This window comes from Blastocatellia bacterium, from assembly GCA_016713405.1.
In the GTDB taxonomy this organism is placed as follows: Bacteria; Acidobacteriota; Blastocatellia; order Chloracidobacteriales; family JADJPF01; genus JADJPF01.
This window is the reverse complement of sequence record JADJPF010000007.1, coordinates 171,646-188,651: the sequence shown is the minus strand read 5'-3', so window position 1 is coordinate 188,651 and position 17,006 is coordinate 171,646. Positions and strand designations below refer to the sequence as shown.

Genomic DNA, 17,006 nt, shown 5'->3' with positions numbered 1-17,006 from the left:
TTATTAAATATCCATCACTCCTTCAACATTCCAAAGCTTTATAATTTGGTCATATCCGGCTGTTGCTATTTGTTTTTCATCAGGTGAAAAATCTACTGTTAACACAGCACTTTCATGACCTTCTATGCTAAATACTGAAACTCCTGTAGCAGTATCCCAAAGTTTTATAAATCCATCCCAATCAGCAGAAACTAAATAATCTCCACGTGAGGAAAAAGCTATTGCCCGGATTGAAGCCTCATGACCTTCTAAAATAGCTAACTCTGATTGACTAGTAACATCCCATAAACGGATTGTATAGTCTTTACCACCTGTTGCAAGTATTCCATCTACAGAACTTGATAAGGTGTTGATACAATGGCTATGTGCTGAGATTTTACCAGCTAAGCCTTTTTTATTTATATACTAAAATCTTATGGTTTCATCTACTCCACCAGAAATTAGCAAATTACCATCGGGGGAAAACTCTACGGACTCAACTAGCCTAATATGCCCAGAAAAAGTAGTTAATTTTTGTCTAGCAATAATATCCCAAAGTTCAATATTTGCATCATTTGCAACAGCTAGTAATCGACTATTAGGAGCAAAAGCCAGTGAACGAAGTGAGCCTTGATATTTATCAAATCTAGTTATTTCTTTTTCTGTATTTAGATCCCAAATTCTAACACTTCCATCAGAACTAGCTGAAGCCACTAAGGTTCCATTAGGAGCAATAGCTAAAGCATTAACCGCTAGTTCATGTCCATGTAAAGCACCTCTAACACGTTTTTTCTTTAAGTCCCAAATTTTTATTGCTCCATCAGAGCTTGCAGAAACTAAATATTTTCCATCAGGTGTGTAGTTAATAGCTTTGATTACGTGTTCATGCCCTTGTAAAACAGCTATTTCTTGTAAGAAAATTTCTTCATTAGAAATATTAGTATGTGCTAATAGTTCGCTAGCCTCCAGGTCTAAATCACTCATTTTACTAGCCTGTTTTGCCAATGCTTCAGCAAAACCTTCTGGAGAAAGCGATAAATCCCCTGTTTCAATATCTTGTTCCATAGTTAAAGAAAGAGGATTTTCTTCAGAAATAAAGTTATTTTCTTCCTTTTCATCTTTTTTAGTTTTTTCTTCTTTATTTACTTTTGGAATATCAGAAACCTTAATATCTACAATGGTTTCAGCTTTACGTGATAACTTTAGTATTTCTTCTTCTTCTAAAGCACCTGTTTGACGAGGAGTTGCTAAAATCGAGCGGGGCAAGGGTGGGGGCGGTGGAATAGGTGTAGCAGATTTAGAATTTGGAAAAACATTTACCGATTGTTTATCTAAAAGTATGCTTTTTTCTAACTCCTCATATAGCTGCATCACTGTTTGTTGCCGGGTTTGACGGCTTTTTGTTAGAGCTTTCATTACCACTTCTTCTAGTTCAGGTTTAATATCTCGTCTAACAGTACTTAACTTGCGTGGAGGGTCAATGGCATGTTGAATAATAACGGCTGAAGGTGTAGGAGCATCAAAGGGTACTTGTCCAGAAAGCATTTCATAAAGCATGACACCCAAACTATAAATATCATAACGAATATCTAATTCTTCTCCTTTACATTGTTCTGGAGACATATAATGAGGAGTTCCCATTACTAAACCGGGCCCGGTTAAAGTCATAGATTTACCAGACTTTTCCTTTAATTTAGCAATTCCAAAATCTACTACTTTAACCATATCTGGGTTATTTTCACTCGATTCAATAATAATATTATCTGGTTTTAGGTCTCGGTGAATTACTCCAGCATTATGAGCCGCCTGCACTGCTTCACAAACAGGTTTTAATATATCTAGTGTTCGTTTAGGAGATAAAATTCCTAGTTTTTCAATTTCATCACGTAAGGAACGTCCATTTAGTAATTCCATTGCTAAATAAGCACGTCCATTTTCTAGCAAACCAAAATCATAAATTGTAATTACACTAGAATGATTAAGCCGAGCAGAAGCACGAGCTTCACGGCGAAAACGCTCTAATGTCTCACTACTAGAAACATAATCTGGCAAAACTATTTTTAGTGCTACTACTCGGTCAAGCTCTAAATGAGTAGCACGATAAACTGTACCCATACCACCCTGACCAATTAAAGCATCTATTCTATATTTATCTACCATCCTTTGACCAGGAAAAGCTTCAACTAAAAAAATACGATCCTTACTACATCGATCATCAGTATCTTCATAACAAGCTTTGCAAATTGGACAATATTTCATTTTTTGAACACCGCAAATTTTATTGATGTAACGAAATTTTGCTTAGTTTATCATAGCTTAGTTTGTTAGGATAACTTTTTTATCCACTTATATTAGAGAGCCTTTTTCTATTACTTAATACCTAATAAAGTTGCTATATTTTTTCTTAAATAAAAATTTTTCTTCCCTATATTGACACAGTCAAATTCCCTATATATATTTTCTCTTTTACAATCCATTAAAAAATCTCACCCATCCTAACAACTTAATCTAAGTAGGTATTATGACAAAGCCTTTACCAAAACAGCCGCGTTTGTTTGCTCGAATTGCAGTAAATTTCCCAGTTAGAATAAGCACTTTAGATATAAAAGGGAAAAAAATACTTACTCAAGCAATAATTCTTAATGTTAGCCGAGGTGGTGCTGCAATAGAGTTAAATGCTGATACTGATCCAACTAGCACAGTAAAAATTCATTGGCAAGACCAACGTGGTTTACACGAAACCTTAGCACAAGCTCGTTGGAAACAAGTTTGTGGCAATAATATTTGGCGATTAGGTGTAGAAAATACTGAAAATAGTCAGCTTTGGTCAAATTTAATTTATTTTGCTTGTAGAAATCGCAATTGCTAAAAACATTTCTTTGCTACTACTAAACACCATAAATCTGTTATCACTTTATCTATTATTTTTAAGTTTCTACTAATTAGTTTTCTTTCTATATCAATGAAATTATGCTTCAAAATACCAGAAATAATTATATTTCCATCTATTGTTAATCTATCTATTAAATCTGGAAAAAGTTCAGAAATTGCTATAGGTGGTAAATTAGCAATTATTGTTGAATAAGAATTTATTGGGTAATCATTTAACTTAGCTTGCCTTAAGTCAATGTACTTTTCTAATCCATTTAGCCTAAAGTTTATTTTTGCTTGCTTTATAGCATCTTGATAAATATCAAAAGCAAATACTTGATTTTCTCTTTTAAGCTTAAAAGCCGCAATAGCTAGTATTCCAGCCCCTGTTCCCACATCTAAAACCTTTCCATCTTGTAAATATTTTTCTAGCATTTCTATGCACCATTGAGTAGTTGGATGTAAATTAGTAGTTCCAAAAGCAGTAGGGTTACTTGCAGAAAGTTTTATAACTAACCAGTTACGGTCTACTAAATCATTTAAGTTAGTTTTACCATAAACTAAGCGTATTCTTTGTCCTAGATCATAAATAATTTTGGGTGTTTGACGTTTATGTCTTCTAAGAGTTAGAAAATCTTTTGTTATTTTGCAGGTCATAAAATTCTTGTAAATACAAAAATTAAGGGACAATCACTTGTCCCTTAATTTTACTTCTAAGCTTGGATAGATATTTAGGTTTTTAGCCATCAGCTAATTTTTTGATATCTTGCGCCCATTGAAAATATTTACACTTTGCTAAATCTCCAATGGTTTTTACTCTTAAAGCTTTCTCTAAAGCTTTTCCACCTTCTTCAGAAATACCTTGCAACGCGCTAACTGGAGCATCTACAAGTTCTTTAGGTGATTTAGTTTCATATTCTTTATCTAGCATATCTTTCAAATCCATGTTTTTTCTCCTTATAAACCAATTATCAAACTAAAAAATTTAACTACATTAAATTTCTGCGTGTGCGCGTTCTACTAAACTACGCGCCAGGGTTTGAATACCTGTATGTTCATAGTAATTAGTAGTCATATCCAAAAAGGCTCCAATATAATCTAGTTTGCTTTCTGAAACTTCAATAAAGCGTTGCAGATTACTAACCAACATATTTTGGGTTAAGCTTCGTGAACTAACAAAGTTGCTCATCCAACCTTTAACAGAATTAAAACTATCTTTAATAAATCCAACTTGACCTAACGCGCCAGAACCAGGAATCATACTGCTAACATAACTAAAACCAGGATGGCTAGTTAACTCACCAGATTGCAACCTACCAACTATTTCTTCTACTTTAAGAATAAAATCTGGGCCTAAAGGAATAACACCATCAAAGCAAATTAGTGCTGCCATACGCATTAATGAAGCACTGCTATAATCAGCAATAGCTCCCCCAAATTCAGCAATTCCATCTCCAGGAATACCATTTATCTTACTATATGCTACTACTTCGGCTACTAACTTTAAGCATAAATCTATAGCTTGTAGGTTGTCAGCTTTAGGGGTAATTCGATTTAAGAATGAGAGAAAAGAAACACTTTCACCAAATTTATTTACAAGTGCCGCTGAACCAAGCGCACCACCAGCACTATTAACTTTTTGGTACATCCATAAAGCTGTTTGGTAGCCTTGGGATTTATCATTGTAAAGATGTATTGCACGTTCACCAATTTGTTGGATCATATCTTGATCCGTTTCACCAGTAACTTCAATAATGGTATTTTCAAAACCAACAATATTTTTCCATTGACCTGGAATAACAAAATCTAGTGCTTGTAGTGACCTTACAGTCATTCCACCTTTTGGCAGTTCATCTATGATTTCATAAATAGGTTTACTCATCTAAACTCCTTAACTAAGGTATAATTTTGGATTATTACTTAAGTGCTGACAAACCATTAAGATCAAATTTCTTTAACCATGCTTCGCGGTCTGCTTTAGTAAAGCCTGGGTCTTTAGAAATAGCTTTTACTTGAAAACGCTCTGCTACTAAGAGTGTGGTGCCAGTGCTACCTTGGTCAAGAGCAGGAAATCCACCAATTTTTGAAGTAGATTTCTTAAATTTTTCTGCTGCACTAGGATTATTAGCAGTGTCAGAAATAGTTAGTTCTGCTGCATCTTTGCCATCTTTTTTAAGTTTATAAATAGCAAGACCTTCTTTTTCTTGTGCTGCTACACGCTCAAAACCATCACCAGCAGCAGGAAAGAATTTATTAAAAGCACTACCTGCTAATGGTTTAAGATTAGCTGGATCTGTTTTATCGGGGATTGATTGGTCAGGCTTTTCATCCGTATTTTTGGGTTCTTCTTTTTTATCTACTTTCTTACCTGTACTTTCATTTTGCGCTTTATCCCAACGAGATTCTTCTTTTGGCGCGCCACCACAAGCAGCCATTAGTAAAACTAATACTAATGTTAAAGAAACCCAAATTTTGGAAAAACCTTTTTGTGTGAGAACCATTTTGTCTTCTCCTTCAAGAAAATGTTATGTTTACTTGGAAACGATTTGATTAAATATGCCAATAGTAGATGGTTAGCAATTTTACCAAAACCATTGCTTTCGCCAAAATGGTTTTTACTAAAATTTTTCTAACCAATTGAGCATTCAGACAAGAGGTCTGACAAAAGGGTCATAAACTGCTGTTACTACTAGAAAATGCTTGTATTTAGTTATCAAGCCATTAAACAGGATCTCAGATGAAAATAGTTAAAAAAAACGTTGTCCATTATTAAAAAAATTTTTCCAAAAATTCTATTCTGTAGTCTCTTTTTCTGATTTTAATAAATGCTCCATTGCTCTTAGTACAGCTAATCTAGGTGTTAAACCTTCGGTAAATTCTCCTGTCATCCAGGTAATTCTCCATTTACCTTTAGCAAAATATTCCAAAGTAGGGACAAAACTTCTTTGAAGTAAAAAGGCTAGAGCATCTTCTAAGGTAGGAATAAAATAGCAAATATCTGCTTCAATATATTCCCCCTTATAGCGAAAAATTTCTGGTCTTGTTGCCTGCATATAAGTAACATTTGTTTCCTTTGCATATTCATCAAAATCTTGCCAAGGATCCCGGCGAATCCCCAATTGATGAAGACTTTTAGCTAATTCTACTAATTCTTTTTGATCCATCTCCCGAAAAAAATTACTCATAATCTTAGTTAATGCTCCTAAAGATATTTTTATTATATAAATTAATTTATTAACAAATGGTAACAAAAATAAATTAAGGTAGCCATAACAGCTACCTACAACGAATACTTAAAAAATTAGTCAAATAAAACTACATATTAGCAATTAAATCTTGCTGTTTAGCATTCATATTCTGTCTTAGTGTTTCTAATGATTTTTTAGAAACGGCTCTTAAAGTCTCTAAAACTCCAACTCCTTTATCTGCCACAGCTTCAATAACAGGTTCATCTTTAATAACTAGCTCTTTTTTCATTTCATCTAATGTACAAATATTAGGTAAGTCTCTTTTATTAACTTGTAAAACATAAGGAATTTGATAAAGATTTAACCCATAAGATTGTAAATTATGTTGTAGGTTCCAAAAAGATTCTATATTTGCATCACGTCTATCAATTTGACTATCAGCTACAAAAACTATTCCATCAACTACATTTAAGCCTTTTAAGATAGTTTTGCGGGTAATTTCATAGAAAAGCTGACCTGGGACGGTATAAAGATTAAATTTTGTTTTATATTCTTCTATTAAATCAAATTCTAAAGCCAAATAATCAAAAAACATTGTTCTATCGGTTTGTGTAGCCAAATTTATTAAATTGCCCCTGGATTTATTTACAGCATGTTGATGTAAATAGCTTAAATTTGTTGTTTTACCACCTTGACTAGGGCCATAGTAAATAAAATTACATGTCATTATACGTGCTTCGTAATCTATGATTGGCACTGACAACCTCCCTTTTTTTGACAAGACTAATGGTACTTTCTCGCCAATCGTTGGACTCTTAGCAACCTAGTCCATACTACTTAAAATCTAAAAAGGCGTGCCATATAGTAACCTGACAGAGCCTATAAGTAAAGATTTTGACTGATTTTAATAGGAAATTTTCGTTGTTAACAGAGTCGCGCCGTAAGGATAATATTTTCAATACAAAAAAAAAAGCGCAATTTTACCAAAATAAGAAAATTAATTTTGCTTGATTTTTCTCTTTAATTAAAACGCTTCTTCAGTGTGTTTAATCATTCGTCCTTCCATCATATAAATAACCATTTCACAAATGTTTGTAGCATAATCAGCCATTCTTTCTAAATGTTTAATTACAAATAATAGTTCTGTTCCTCGTGTTACTGTATCAGGGTTGCTTTTCATTATTGAAATTAGCTCATCATAAATTAAATGAAAAAGCTCATCTACCTGGTCATCTTTTCTAATGGTTTGGCGAGCTAGTTCTGCATTTCCATTGATTAAAGCTTGTAGGCTATCATGAAACATTTCATTAGTAACTTTTGCCATTCTAGGTAAATCAACATAAGGTTTTAGAGGTGGCTCTAAATTTAAGGCTTTTACATGTTTAGCAATATTTACTGCATGATCGGCAACTCGTTCAATTATTGCTGCACTTTGTAAACAAGTAACAGTAAAGCGTAAATCTCCTGCCGCAGGTTGGCGCAAGACCATAACATCAATAGCTAATTTAACAATTTCATTTTCTAGCTTGTCAATCTTATCATCATCAACTATTACTTGATTAGAAATCTCTGAATTGCTTTCTAGTAAAGCTTTTATAGTTAAATCAATAGCCGTTTCTGTAAACGTTCCCATAAGGGTAAGTTTTTCTTTTAGTTTTGTTAAATCGCCGTCAATAATTCTCATCTTTTTTCCTAAACAATAAATTTTTAACCAAATCGCCCTGTGATGTAATCTTCTGTTTTCTTTTCTTTGGGCCGAGTAAAGATTTTTTCTGTTTCGTCAAATTCTATTAATTTGCCTAGTAAAAAAAATCCTGTGTAATCAGATACTCTTGTAGCCTGCTGCATATTATGAGTGACAATAATCACAGTATACTTTTCTCTTAGCTCTGCAATCAACTGCTCAATTTTTTCTGTAGCAATTGGGTCAAGTGCCGAGCAAGGTTCATCCATTAAAATAACTTCTGGCATTACTGCCAAAGTGCGAGCAATACAAAGGCGTTGTTGCTGTCCGCCAGATAAAGCCATAGCAGAATCATTTAGCCGATCTTTTACTTCATCCCAAAGCGCACCTTGTTTAAGTGCTTGTTCTACAATCTCTTGCAAATGTTTACGAGACTTTGCTAATCCGTTAATTTTTACTCCATAAGCTACATTTTCAAAAATCGATTTAGGAAATGGTGTAGACTTTTGAAATACCATTCCAACCCGACGACGTAGAGCTACAACATCAACGCTTTTTGCATAAATGTCTTGCTCATTAAGTAGCATTTTACCTTCAACACGCGAACCTATAACAATATCATTCATTCGATTTATTGAGCGTAGCAGCGTAGATTTTCCACATCCAGAAGGGCCAATAAATGCTGTAATAGACTTTTCTGGAATTTTAATATTTATGTTATATAGAGCTTGTTTTGCTCCATAAAAAAAATTAAAGCTACTTGCCTCAATTTCAATTTTTGTAGCTGTTTTATTATCAACTTCATTAGCTTCTTTTAAGATATTTTTTTCCATTTTCCTTATTTTCCGTGTCTTTTAAGGCTAGCTAGATTTGTTTCGAGTAACATAACGTACAGATAGATTTATTAATAAAACAAACATAACTAATAAAAACGTAGCAGCCTAGGCTTGACGATGCCAATCATCATATGGAGATACTGCATAAGTATATATTTGTACTGGTAAAGATGCAATTGGTCTATCTAAAACCTTAACAAAAAATCTATTTCCTAAAGCAGTAAAAAGTAGTGGTGCTGTTTCACCAGCAACCCGTGCAATAGCTAGTAAAATTCCGCTAATAATTGCTTTATGAGCAGAAACCAAAACGATTTCAATTATTACTCGCCAATAAGGTGCGCCAAGTGCTAGCCCTGCTTCTTTTACTGTTTGTGGAACTAGTCGAATAGCTTCTTCTGTTGCTCTAACAAGGGTTGGAACCATAATCATTGCTAAAGCTAATGCTCCAGCAATAGCAGAAAAACGTTGCATTGGCAAAACTACTATTGTGTAAATAAAAATTCCAATAACAATTGAAGGTACACCCGCTAGCACATCAACCATAAAGCGAGTAATTACAGCTAGTTTACCTCTACCAAATTCAGCTAAATAAATTGCAGCAGCTAAACTTACAGGAACAGAAATTATTGTGGCAATTACGACCATTATTGCAGACCCTAAAATAGCATTTGCCATTCCTCCGCCTTCCTCACCAACAGGTTTTGGAAGTTGCGTAAAAAAGTCTAAATTAACCGAAGTAATGCCATTTAGGAGAATATAAATAAGAATTAAAAACAGAATACCTAAAACTAAAACCGTGCTAAGAGAGCAAAGCCCAAAAACTAATTTATCTATAAATTTACGCATTTGACTTTGTTCCTTTAGTAATTTGGCGAATAAGTAATTGTGCTAGCCCTTGGACAATAAAAGTAAGTATAAACAGTAAAACACCTATTTCTATTAATGCGTGTAAATAAAGATCATAGGTAGCTTCAGCAAATTCATTAGCAATTACACTAGCCATTGTATAAGCAGGGGCAAGCAAAGAGGCAGCTATTTCTGGACGATTGCCAATTACCATTGTTACAGCCATTGTTTCACCTAACGCACGTCCCAAGCCTAAAATAACCCCTCCTAAAATTCCAGAGCGAGCATTTAAGAGCATAATTTGTGTTGCTTCCCAACGTGTTGCACCTAATGCTAAAGCCGCTTCTCTTTGTGTTGGGTCAACGGCTGTTAGCGAACTTACAGAAATTGCTGTAGTTATTGGAACAATCATCACTGCTAAAATCAGTCCTGAAGTCAAAAGCCCTATTCCATAGGCTGGCCCTTGAAATAATGGTAAAAATCCAAGTGTTTTTCCTAATACTGGGTTAACTACTTCTCTCATAAAAGGAACTAAAACAAAAATTCCCCAAAGTCCATAAGCTACGCTAGGAATTGCTGCTAAGAGTTCTACCAGAGTAAGTATTACAGGTCTTAATTTAATTGGGCATTGTTCGGTCAAAAAAACAGCGACACCTAAGCTTATTGGAACAGCAAAAGCTAGTGCAATTAATGAGCTAACAAGTGTGCCATAAATAAAAGGTAAAGCTCCAAAAACTTCTTTAACTGGATCCCAGGTAGAAGAAAAAACAAAACTAAAACCAAACTGACTAATACTTAGACGACTACTATAAATCATTGAGATTAGCAAGGTTATAACTAATCCTAACAACAATATTGCTAAAATTTTTGTTAGCTGACGAAACCCATTATCAGCCGCGCTAGTCATTAGCCAGCGTTTTTTACCTTGAAAATTTGACTCTAGGTTTATTGCTTGTGTTTCTGCTAAAGGTGATATTTTATCCATAAATTCAGAGGTTTAAGAAATAGTTAAGGGTTGGCCTTTAGATTTTAGAGTTTTTAGTTTTTCTTTTATCCGCTTTACTACTTCGTCTGGAAGAGGTGCATAATTAAGCTGTTTAGCTATTTTTTGCCCATCATTTATTGACCATTTTAGAAAATCAGCTAGAGCTTGAGCTTTTACCTTGCTTTGTGTGTCTTGGTAAATTAAAAGATAGGTATAGCTCGCTATTGGATAAGATTCTTCGCCATCTGCATTAGTAATTGAAAGCCTCATATCATCAGGCATTTGCGACATTGCACCCGTCGCTGCCGCTGTTACTGAATCTATGTTAGGAACAATAAATTTACCAGCTTTATTTTTAATTGAAGCAAATGGAAGTTTATTTTGCAGAGCATAAACTAATTCTACATAACCAATAGTTCCTTCAATTTGTTTAATTTGTCCTGTTACGCCTTCATTGCCTTTGCCACCAAGACCAACAGGCCAATCAACCGATGTTCCTTTGCCAACTTCTTTAGCCCAAATAGGGCTAATTTTACTTAGGTAATCAACAAAAACGGCTGTCGTCCCACTTCCATCAGAACGATGTACAACCGTAATATCTTTATCTGGCAAATTAATATTTGGGTTAGCTTCAACTATTTTTGGGTCATTCCATTTTTTTATCTCACCCAAAAATATTGCAGTTAAGCTTTCAGGAGTAAGTTTTAGCTCACCATTAACACTAGGTAAGTTATAGCAAGTTACTACTGCACCTAATGTAGTTGGAATATGTATGATAGGTTTTTTTAAGGTTTTTTGCTGCTCGTCTGTCATTGGAGCATCTGTAGCCCCAAAATCAACAGTTTGCTCTTTAATTTGCTTGATTCCACCACCGGAACCTATAGATTGATAATCGATCTTTATGGTTGAATTAAGTTTGTTATATTCGCTAATCCATTTAGAATAAAGAGGATAAGGAAATGTAGCACCAGCACCTTGAAGTAAAATCCCATCACCTGACATCATTCCGCCCTTCTCATCTTCTGTTAGCGGGCCGGCACAAGCTAAGGTTAATAGAAAGATCATTACAACAAGCAAGAGATAAAAATTTTTTAACATAAAAACAATTTTGGATATATTCACAAGGTTTTCGACAGCTTAGAACAGGGCTGTAAATGCCTTGTAAATGAGTTGTAAAAAGTCTGTAACGCTAACGTAAAATTTATGTAAATAGAGTATTTATTTCTAATTTCTCTTGGATAAAGACTAGCCGAAAAAAGAAAAAAAAAGTATCCTTTAACACTTATTTACTTCCTTAATCATTGGAGCAGAAAAATAAATGTCCTTTTTTGAAGATGATCTTAACTTTCTAAGAGATCGCATTCTGCTACTTGGAGGCGCGGCTGAAGCAGCCATTTCACGAGCTACCCGTGCTTTAATAGAACGTGATGCAGATCTAGCTGAGTCCGTTATTGCAGAAGATGATGAAATTGATAGTATGGAAAATGAAATTGACCAATACTGTAGCGATTTATTAATTAATAATACTTCTCTTGATCTGGATCTACGCTTTGTTATTTCGGTTTCTCGTGCTGCACAAATAATTGAAAGAATTGCTGATCACGCGGTAAATATTGCTAAACATGCCCTAGTGCTAATTGACCAACCTCAGCTTAAAACACATATTGAACTTCCTCAACTAGCTAGTATTGCTCAAGATATGCTCTTAAGTAGTTTAGATGCTCTTACTCGTTCAGATTGCCAGCTAGCTTTTAATACAATTCATAAAGATGATCAAGCCGACGAGCTTTTTCACACCATTTATGACCATTTAGTTACTACTATGGAACAAGAACCAAAAACCGTTAGACGCGCTGTTGAACTACTTTTTGTAATTAAACATTTAGAAAGAATTGCTGATTATGCTACCAACATTTGCGAAATGGTTATTTACTTGGTAGAAGGACGGTTAATTAAACATACTCCTGAAGCTAAATAAATTATGTTAAACAAAAATCGAATTTTAGTTATAGAAGATGATGAAGATATTGCTAATAATATCAAGTATAGTCTAGAGCGTGGTGGCCCTTATGAAGTGCTACTAGCTTTGACAGGTGAGGCAGGTTTAGAACTTTGCGAAGATAGCGATTACGATTTAATTCTTTTAGATCTTAATTTACCTGGAATGTCAGGCTTTGAGCTTTGTAGGGCATTACGTCGTCGTCGTCGCACTTCTCATATACCGATTTTAATTCTTTCAGCACGAAGCAATGAAGATGACAAGGTACATGGCTTTGACCTAGGGGCTGATGATTATGTGACTAAGCCTTTTAGTATGCGAGAATTAAAGGCGCGTGTTAGTGCTTTGCTTAAACGCCGTATTGATCCAGTAAAAATCCTTCCCTTTGATGATGGACAACTTATTGTAGATTTTGAGCAAATGAATGTGCGTTTTCGTGGTCGAAATGTCACTTTAACACGCAAAGAATTTCAATTATTAAAACTTTTATTAGAAAATCGTGGACGTATTCTTACCCGTGAAACATTGCTAGAACGTGTTTGGGGACTAGAATACCTAGGTGAATCCCGAACAATTGATGTGCATGTTTCACGTCTTAGGCAAAAGTTAGGCGGGGATGAGTATATTCAAACTGTAGTTGGTCTTGGTTATCGTTTCAAAGACCCAAAACAAGGAGATGATTTTAATGACTGAGCCAATAGAAGCTAGCGAAGTTAGCAAAAGTGCTACTAGTCCGCTTCGTCGGGAATTGATTGGTAATCCACTGCTACGACCACTTTTAGATGTAGTTAGAGAAGCAATTTTAATTGTAGATTTAGATACTAAAATAGTCCTAACCAACCGAACCGCCCAAGAAATATTTGCTTTCCCTTCAGATCAGTATCATAGACTTCGCTTAACCGATATTACCCGCAATAAAGAGATTTATCATTGTTTTACAGTTTGCTTAAAAGAAAAAAATTTATTTGAAAAAAAGATTCGCCTGCATACAAATAGCGGGGAACGAAGCCTAGACTTAAAAGTTGAGTCTATTACAGCTAGCGACGCAGATGGAAAAGAAAAAGTAATTGGTGTTGTAGGTACATTTTTTGATAACACTAAACTAGAAGCCTTAGAGCAAATGCGCCGAGAATTTTTTGCTAATTTATCTCATGAACTTCGTACACCTCTAACTTCTATTGAAACCTATGCTGAAACCTTGTTATCTGGCGCACTTTATGACAAAGAAAATAATGTTAAATTTCTACAAATCATTGCTAAACATGCGGCTAGGATGCGTAATTTAGCCCAGGATATTTCTGATTTAGCAGCAATTGAATCTGGCAAAGTAGCAATGCACCCTCAAGCTATAAGAATTTTTACTGTAGTTCAAGAAGTTTCAGAACTTTTAAGAGATTCCATTAAGGCCAAAAATATTTTCTTTTCCGTGCAAATCCCAGAAGATTTATTTGTTCTTGCTGATGGAAAAGCATTTGAGCAAATCGTTTTTAATTTGGTACAAAATGCAGTTAACTTTAATCGTCTCAGTGGTTCTATTACTGTTACGGCTGAATCAAAAGGCGATTACCAGTTAATTAAAGTTATAGATACAGGAATTGGAATTGAAGCTAAACATATCAACCGTATTTTTGAAAGACTTTATAGAGTGGATGAATCCAGGTCTCGCAAAGAAGGAGGGACTGGTTTAGGACTTGCCATTGTTAAACACTTAGTTCAAAGTCAATCAGGCGCAATTTTTGTTGAAAGTACGCCAAACAAAGGCAGCGTTTTTTCTGTTTCCTTACCTTCTGCTAATAAATAATGCTATCTAATTTCTTACCTACAGCATTTATTTTAAGCCTTTTGGAACAAATCTTTTGATGCTCCGTTTAAGGCTACCAAAATCATTAAATAAAATTATTAATTATATTAAGCGAATTTTTGAGCTAAAATTCTATTGTTTGTCGCTATAAATAAACAAGAAATAAATTAAAGAGCTTTTAACTAGTTATAATCACTATTACCTAAATAAATACTGATAGGATATTTTATAATGTCTAATCAACTGCCTTTATTATCAGTTAAGAAAAAGGTCTTATGGTTCTCACCATTAGTAATATTAGCTTTATTAGTACCAATAATACTAAAATCTGGTGTTTCCTTTAATCCTGACAAACTCTTAACTAACCTTCCACCCATTACAAAATTAACCCAATCAAAACCCATATTAGAAACCGTTTTAGTAGAAGTTGGAACATTAGAAAAAAAAGTTCTTTTAGATGGTGATTTACAAGCTGTTAGAGCGCGTACTTTGTTTGGTAAGGCAAGTGAATCAAAAATTACTTATATGCCGCCTGAAGGAACAAAAGTAAACATAGGCGATAGACTTGTTGAATTTGATAATACTCCTGTTTCTAACCGAATACTTGAAATTAAACAACAAATTATTACATCAGAAAATCAATTAGTAGAAATACAGTCAAATCATGAATCAGGACTACGCGACTTAGAAGCAGGTTTAAGCCAATATTGGTTAGCCTTCCAACAAGCTAAAATTGATGCGTCTGTACCTATAAACTTAGTGCCTAGAAGAGATTACCAGGAACGTCAATTATTATTAGAAAAAACTGAAACTGAATATAATAGCCATTTAGCTAAAATTGAAAAAAAGAAATTAGAACAACAAGCAGAGTTACAAGCTAAAAATTTAGAAAAAGAAAAATTAGTAGTAGAACTACAAAAATTAGAAAACCAATTAAATGATCTTAACCTTAAAGCCCCCTCAGATGGTATTGTTATTTATGCAGATCATATTTTTGAGCCTAGAAAAGTACAGGTTGGAGATGTGGTTTTTAGTGGTTTCCCTGTTATTAATCTTCCAGATTTAACAGAATTAGAAATTTTAGCTAGGGTTAATGAAGTTGATGGGCCTCGTCTTTCCATTGGTCAAGCGGCTCAAGTTTTTTTAGATAGTTATCCTGATATTAAAATTAATGGAAAAATTAAAGATATTTCACAAACTGCTGCAAAAGCTGGAACTAGCCGTTCTGATACAACTAAAATTTTTAAGGTTGTTGTTTCCTTAGAAAAAACCTTAACAGATATAATGAAACCCGGAATGTCTGCCCAAGTTGAAGTTAACTTGGTAGAAAATACTCCTAAAATCCTAGTCCCTCGTTTTGCTGTTGAATTTCACAACAAACAAGCTCAAGTATTTAAACAGGTTGGAGAAGAACTTCAACCAATTGCTATTAATATTTTGGCCTCTGACTTTCGTTTTTATGCCATTGCTGACGATGGTAAATTAAAACAGGGTGATAAATTAGTTATCAATAAAACAACTCAAAAATAAATTCTTGAGTTATCAACCAACTATTTATTTTACAACAGGTTAGCTATGTTAAAAAAAATCGCTAAGTTTTTCTTTATTTTAGTAATTTTAGGTGTAATTACTAGTGGAACTTTCTTTTTATTTAATAAAATTTCCCCACCTTCACAAGCAGGAAGCAAGGTAGAAGAAATTTTAATTATTCCTAAAAATATTAAATTTTCAATTGATACAAATGGAGTGTTAAAAGCTGAATCAGTGCAAAATTTTGGCGGCCCTCCAGCATTTGAAAATCAATGGCAATTTAAGATTAGCAATATGACGGCTGAAGGAAAAATTGTTAAAAAAGGTGATGTATTAATTAATTTTGATGCCCAAGGAATCTTTGAACAAATGCAACAAGCACAAAATGAGCTTGATCAGTCTAAAAAACAAGAAGAAAAAATGAAAGTTCAAATCTCACTTCAAGAACAAGAAATTAGTAGCAAACTAGCCGAATTACAGCACAAATACGAAACCTTAAAACTTAAGCAACAAACTAATACACAAATAGCTAATTCAATCACTGTTGAAAAAGATCGTCTAGCCATACAACAAGCAGAACAAGAAGTTACAGCCATTACAGAAAAATTAAATTGGTATAAAAAATCTAGTGAAGCAAGCTATAACGTAGTTCTAAGTCAAAAAGCACGTGCCGAAAATAAAGTTAATAAAATCCAATCAGGCATTGCCAAATTACAAACACAAGCCGACCGTGAAGGTGTAGTAGTTTATAAAACTCGTTGGAATGGAGAAAAATTTCAAATTGGGGAAACGGTCTGGCCCGGTCAACCAATTATGGAAATTCCTGACCTAAAAACTATTATTGCTCAAGCCTATGTTCCAGAAGTTGACTTAGGCAAAGTTAAACTTGACCAACCTGTTAGTGTAACAATTGACGCTTTACCAGGACAAACTTACTTAGGGAAAGTTAAATCTATTGGTAGACTTGTACATTCTAAAGCTTGGGATGTACCTAACAAGGTTATAGATGTAGAAATTGCGCTAGAAAACATTGACGTTAACACCATGCGTCCAGCAATGAGCTTAAAAGCAAAATTAGAGACTGCTTCTATTGATAGTGCTATTGCAGTTCCTCTTAGTTCAGTTTATGTAAGTGCTACAGGAAGTTTAGTAAAAGTAAAAACTCCTCAAGGTTGGCAGCCACGCGAAGTAAAACTTGGAGATTCTAACTTGGCAGAAGTGGTTATTTTAGAAGGTCTTAAGTCAGGTGAAAGGATTGCGGCTGATTTTTCTAAAGCCAAATAGTTT

Annotated in this window: 18 protein-coding genes and 2 pseudogenes; 6 read left to right on the top strand and 14 right to left on the bottom strand. The window is 34.1% G+C overall.

The window, feature by feature from the left end:
• Window positions 1-3: 3 nt before the first annotated feature.
• The 3 genes and pseudogenes from IPK14_11265 to IPK14_11255 form a co-directional block, all read right to left on the bottom strand.
• Complete coding sequence (locus tag IPK14_11265) at window positions 4-105, bottom strand: hypothetical protein (protein ID MBK7993966.1); 102 nt, start codon at window positions 103-105, stop codon at window positions 4-6.
• Window positions 106-153: 48 nt separating this feature from the next.
• Window positions 154-354, bottom strand: a pseudogene (locus IPK14_11260) (serine/threonine protein kinase).
• Window positions 355-405: 51 nt separating this feature from the next.
• Entirely contained in the window at window positions 406-2,238 is a 1,833-nt protein-coding gene (locus IPK14_11255) for a serine/threonine protein kinase (GenBank protein MBK7993965.1), read from the bottom strand.
• A gap of 262 nt (window positions 2,239-2,500) precedes the next feature.
• Between IPK14_11255 and IPK14_11250 the strand changes: the two genes are divergently transcribed.
• Window positions 2,501-2,848, top strand: a complete 348-nt coding sequence (locus IPK14_11250) for a PilZ domain-containing protein (GenBank protein ID MBK7993964.1) — start codon at window positions 2,501-2,503, stop codon at window positions 2,846-2,848.
• On the opposite strand, the gene IPK14_11245 is transcribed toward IPK14_11250, so the two are convergent.
• The 11 genes and pseudogenes from IPK14_11245 to pstS form a co-directional block, all read right to left on the bottom strand.
• Window positions 2,845-3,507, bottom strand: a complete 663-nt coding sequence (locus tag IPK14_11245; GenBank protein ID MBK7993963.1) for a 50S ribosomal protein L11 methyltransferase — start codon at window positions 3,505-3,507, stop codon at window positions 2,845-2,847. The genes IPK14_11250 and IPK14_11245 overlap by 4 nt on opposite strands.
• Window positions 3,508-3,589: 82 nt before the next feature.
• Window positions 3,590-3,796 carry a hypothetical protein gene (locus tag IPK14_11240; GenBank protein MBK7993962.1) on the bottom strand — a complete coding sequence of 69 codons (207 nt, stop codon included), beginning with the start codon at window positions 3,794-3,796 and terminating at the stop codon, window positions 3,590-3,592.
• A gap of 48 nt (window positions 3,797-3,844) precedes the next feature.
• Entirely contained in the window at window positions 3,845-4,732 is an 888-nt protein-coding gene (locus tag IPK14_11235; GenBank protein ID MBK7993961.1) for a hypothetical protein, read from the bottom strand.
• 34 nt (window positions 4,733-4,766) lie between these two features.
• Window positions 4,767-5,351: a hypothetical protein gene (locus IPK14_11230; protein MBK7993960.1), complete on the bottom strand. Its 585-nt coding sequence runs from the start codon at window positions 5,349-5,351 to the stop codon at window positions 4,767-4,769.
• A 291-nt stretch (window positions 5,352-5,642) separates the two neighbouring features.
• The gene (locus IPK14_11225) at window positions 5,643-6,035 is read right to left on the bottom strand and encodes a hypothetical protein (GenBank protein ID MBK7993959.1); all 393 of its coding nucleotides are present in this window, start codon (window positions 6,033-6,035) and stop codon (window positions 5,643-5,645) included.
• Between the two features lie 130 nt (window positions 6,036-6,165).
• Window positions 6,166-6,795 (bottom strand): GTPase domain-containing protein, encoded by a 630-nt coding sequence (locus IPK14_11220; GenBank protein ID MBK7993958.1) that lies wholly within the window; start codon window positions 6,793-6,795, stop codon window positions 6,166-6,168.
• Between the two features lie 267 nt (window positions 6,796-7,062).
• Window positions 7,063-7,722 (bottom strand): phosphate signaling complex protein PhoU, encoded by a 660-nt coding sequence (gene phoU / locus IPK14_11215; protein ID MBK7993957.1) that lies wholly within the window; start codon window positions 7,720-7,722, stop codon window positions 7,063-7,065.
• A 23-nt stretch (window positions 7,723-7,745) separates the two neighbouring features.
• Complete coding sequence (locus IPK14_11210) at window positions 7,746-8,555, bottom strand: phosphate ABC transporter ATP-binding protein (protein MBK7993956.1); 810 nt, start codon at window positions 8,553-8,555, stop codon at window positions 7,746-7,748.
• A gap of 27 nt (window positions 8,556-8,582) precedes the next feature.
• Window positions 8,583-9,404 (bottom strand): annotated as a pseudogene (pstA, locus tag IPK14_11205) (phosphate ABC transporter permease PstA).
• Window positions 9,397-10,311, bottom strand: coding sequence for a phosphate ABC transporter permease subunit PstC (gene pstC, locus IPK14_11200; protein ID MBK7993955.1), 915 nt, complete (start codon window positions 10,309-10,311; stop codon window positions 9,397-9,399). Before pstC ends, pstA begins: the two are co-directional and overlap by 8 nt.
• A 90-nt stretch (window positions 10,312-10,401) precedes the next feature.
• On the bottom strand, window positions 10,402-11,487 hold the full coding sequence (gene pstS / locus IPK14_11195; GenBank protein ID MBK7993954.1) for a phosphate ABC transporter substrate-binding protein PstS: 1,086 nt from the start codon (window positions 11,485-11,487) through the stop codon (window positions 10,402-10,404).
• Window positions 11,488-11,707: 220 nt separating this feature from the next.
• Between pstS and phoU (IPK14_11190) the strand changes: the two genes are divergently transcribed.
• The 5 genes from phoU (IPK14_11190) (at window position 11,708) to IPK14_11170 (ending at window position 17,003) form a co-directional block, all read left to right on the top strand.
• A complete protein-coding gene (gene phoU / locus IPK14_11190; protein MBK7993953.1) occupies window positions 11,708-12,367 on the top strand; it encodes a phosphate signaling complex protein PhoU in 660 nt (219 codons plus the stop codon).
• A gap of 3 nt (window positions 12,368-12,370) precedes the next feature.
• Window positions 12,371-13,081, top strand: a complete 711-nt coding sequence (locus IPK14_11185; GenBank protein MBK7993952.1) for a response regulator transcription factor — start codon at window positions 12,371-12,373, stop codon at window positions 13,079-13,081.
• On the top strand, window positions 13,074-14,189 hold the full coding sequence (locus tag IPK14_11180; protein ID MBK7993951.1) for a hypothetical protein: 1,116 nt from the start codon (window positions 13,074-13,076) through the stop codon (window positions 14,187-14,189). Before IPK14_11185 ends, IPK14_11180 begins: the two co-directional genes overlap by 8 nt.
• Window positions 14,190-14,420: 231 nt before the next feature.
• Entirely contained in the window at window positions 14,421-15,719 is a 1,299-nt protein-coding gene (locus IPK14_11175; protein MBK7993950.1) for an HlyD family efflux transporter periplasmic adaptor subunit, read from the top strand.
• 45 nt (window positions 15,720-15,764) lie between these two features.
• Window positions 15,765-17,003, top strand: coding sequence for an efflux RND transporter periplasmic adaptor subunit (locus IPK14_11170; GenBank protein MBK7993949.1), 1,239 nt, complete (start codon window positions 15,765-15,767; stop codon window positions 17,001-17,003).
• The last annotated feature ends 3 nt before the right edge of the window (window positions 17,004-17,006 follow it).